Source organism: Allobosea sp. RIT-PG3_2, from assembly GCF_057321085.1.
In genome coordinates this window covers 2,501-5,662 of sequence record NZ_JBXWCA010000018.1, presented here as the reverse complement: position 1 = coordinate 5,662, position 3,162 = coordinate 2,501, and the positions used below count along the sequence as shown (strand labels likewise).

The 3,162-nt window shown below is 54.3% G+C and carries 1 tRNA gene and 2 rRNA genes (1 of these 3 running past the window's edge); all 3 read right to left on the bottom strand.

The features are described from left to right. Positions 1-3: 3 nt before the first annotated feature. A tRNA-Met gene (locus AC2FAN_RS27085) sits at positions 4-80 on the bottom strand. A gap of 147 nt (positions 81-227) precedes the next feature. Then, a 5S ribosomal RNA gene (gene rrf / locus AC2FAN_RS27080) occupies positions 228-342 on the bottom strand. A gap of 76 nt (positions 343-418) precedes the next feature. After that, a 23S ribosomal RNA gene (locus tag AC2FAN_RS27075) occupies positions 419-3,162 on the bottom strand; it runs 63 nt beyond the window's last position.

Here is a 3,162-nt window from a genome sequence, read left to right as displayed (position 1 = left end):
ATTTGGTTGCGGGGGCCAGATTTGAACTGACGACCTTCAGGTTATGAGCCTGACGAGCTACCGGGCTGCTCCACCCCGCGTCAACGGTGTTTGCCTTTTGGTTTTGTCCTGGAGGGCGTTTGGCCTTTCCGGGGAACCTTTGGGCTTTAAACGGCAACGCGGCGGCGACGTTAGTCGACCGCCGCGTTTGAGCGTTTTGTGATTGTGATGAGGGATATCCTTGACAGGCCCGGCAACGACCTACTCTCCCGGGTCTTGAGACACAGTACCATCAGCGCTGAGGAGTTTAACGGCCGAGTTCGGGATGGGATCGGGTTCTGGCTCCTCGCTCAAGCCACCGGGCCGGCGAAGGATATGGCAAGCATAAGGTCTTTGTTTGATGTTTCGCGTTTTGGTGTCGCGGACATTGATCATGAGAACGATCAAGCCGATCGAGCAATTAGTACCGGTAAGCTGAACCCATTACTGGGATTACACACCCGGCCTATCAACGTGGTCGTCTTCCACGGCTCTCAAGGGATATCTCGTTTTGAGGTGGGTTTCCCGCTTAGATGCATTCAGCGGTTATCCCGTCCGTACATAGCTACCCTGCACTGCGGCTGGCGCCACAACAGGTCCACCAGAGGTACGTCCACCCCGGTCCTCTCGTACTAAGGGCAGATCCTCTCAAATATCCTACACCCACGGCAGATAGGGACCGAACTGTCTCACGACGTTCTGAACCCAGCTCACGTACCACTTTAATCGGCGAACAGCCGAACCCTTGGGACCTTCTCCAGCCCCAGGATGTGATGAGCCGACATCGAGGTGCCAAACGATTCCGTCGATATGGACTCTTGGGAATCATCAGCCTGTTATCCCCGGCGTACCTTTTATCCGTTGAGCGATGGCCCTTCCACGCGGGACCACCGGATCACTATGGCCGTCTTTCGACTCTGCTCGACTTGTCAGTCTCGCAGTCAGGCAGGCTTATGCCATTGCACTCAACGAGCGATTTCCGACCGCTCTGAGCCCACCTTCGCACGCCTCCGTTACTCTTTGGGAGGCGACCGCCCCAGTCAAACTGCCTGCCATGCGCTGTCTCGGACCCGGATGACGGGTCGCGGTTAGACATCCATGACGATAAGGGTGGTATTTCAAGGATGACTCCACCAGAGCTGGCGCCCCGGCTTCAAAGTCTACCACCTATCCTACACATGCCGACACGAATGCCAGCGCAAAGCTGCAGTAAAGGTGCACGGGGTCTTTCCGTCTGACCGCAGGAACCCCGCATCTTCACGGGGAATTCAATTTCACTGAGTCTATGCTGGAGACAGCGGGGAAGTCGTTACGCCATTCGTGCAGGTCGGAACTTACCCGACAAGGAATTTCGCTACCTTAGGACCGTTATAGTTACGGCCGCCGTTTACCGGGGCTTCAATTCGGTGCTTGCACACCTCCTTTTAACCTTCCGGCACCGGGCAGGCGTCAGACCCTATACGTCATCTTACGATTTCGCAGAGCCCTGTGTTTTAGTTAAACAGTCGCTACCCCCTGGTCTGTGCCCCCAATGCCTAGTTGCCTAAGCACTGGGCCTCCTTATCCCGAAGTTACGGAGGTAAATTGCCGAGTTCCTTCAGCATAGTTCTCTCAAGCGCCTTGGTATACTCTACCAGTCCACCTGTGTCGGTTTAGGGTACGGTCTAATGTTGGAGCTATTTCCTGGAACCGCTTGGAAGCCAGATCAATCCAATAAGATCTGACAGCGTACGCGATCCGTCACTACCAACTGGCTGAGGAATATTCACCTCATTCCCATCGACTACGCCTTTCGGCCTCGCCTTAGGGGCCGGCTAACCCTGCGGAGATTAACTTTACGCAGGAACCCTTGGACTTTCGGCGACAGTGTCTTTCACACTGTTTGTCGTTACTCATGTCAGCATTCGCACTTCCAATACCTCCAGCAGCCCTCACGGGTCCGCCTTCGTTGGCTTATGGAACGCTCCGCTACCGCTTGCACAAAGTGCAAACCTTAAGCTTCGGCTCGTGGCTTGAGCCCCGATACATTTTCGGCGCAGGAACCCTTGTTTAGACCAGTGAGCTGTTACGCTTTCTTTAAAGGATGGCTGCTTCTAAGCCAACCTCCTGGTTGTTTTGGGATTCCCACATCCTTTCACACTTAGCCACGAATTGGGGGCCTTAGCTGTAAGTCAGGGTTGTTTCCCTCTCCACGACGGACGTTAGCACCCGCCGTGTGTCTCCCGCGCAGTACTTCTCGGTATTCGGAGTTTGGTTAGGATTGGTAATGCGGTAAGCACCCCTCACCCATCCAGTGCTCTACCCCCGAGAGTATTCACGCGAGGCGCTACCTAAATAGCTTTCGCGGAGAACCAGCTATTTCCGAGTTTGATTGGCCTTTCACCCCTAGCCACAAGTCATCCGAGACTTTTTCAACAGGCACCGGTTCGGTCCTCCAGTAAGTGTTACCTTACCTTCAACCTGCTCATGGCTAGATCACCCGGTTTCGGGTCTAATCCGACGAACTGAACGCCCTGTTCAGACTCGCTTTCGCTGCGCCTACACCTACCGGCTTAAGCTTGCTCGTCAGATTAAGTCGCTGACCCATTATACAAAAGGTACGCGGTCACCCAGGACGAACCTTGAGCTCCCACTGTTTGTAAGCATTCGGTTTCAGGTGCTATTTCACTCCCCTCGTCGGGGTGCTTTTCACCTTTCCCTCACGGTACTTGTTCACTATCGGTCGCTGAGGAGTACTTAGGCTTGGAGGGTGGTCCCCCCACGTTCAGACAGGATTTCACGTGTCCCGCCTTACTCATGTCCCAACTGTTCGCAGATCCGTACGGGGCTATCACCCATTATTGCGTGGTTTCCCAACCACTTCCGGTAACTTACAGTCAGGCACTGGCCTGGTCCGCGTTCGCTCGCCACTACTAACGGAGTCTCGTTGATGTCCTTTCCTCCAGGTACTTAGATGTTTCAGTTCCCTGGGTTAGCTTTGAACCCCTATGTATTCAGAGTTCAATACCTTCATCTGACAATTCGTAGTGCAACATCTACCCTTGCAGGCAGAGGTCACAATACGAATTGTCGAAGGTGGGTTTCCCCATTCGGAAATCCGCGGATCAAAGCTCATTCGCAGCTCCCCACGGCTTATCGCAGCGT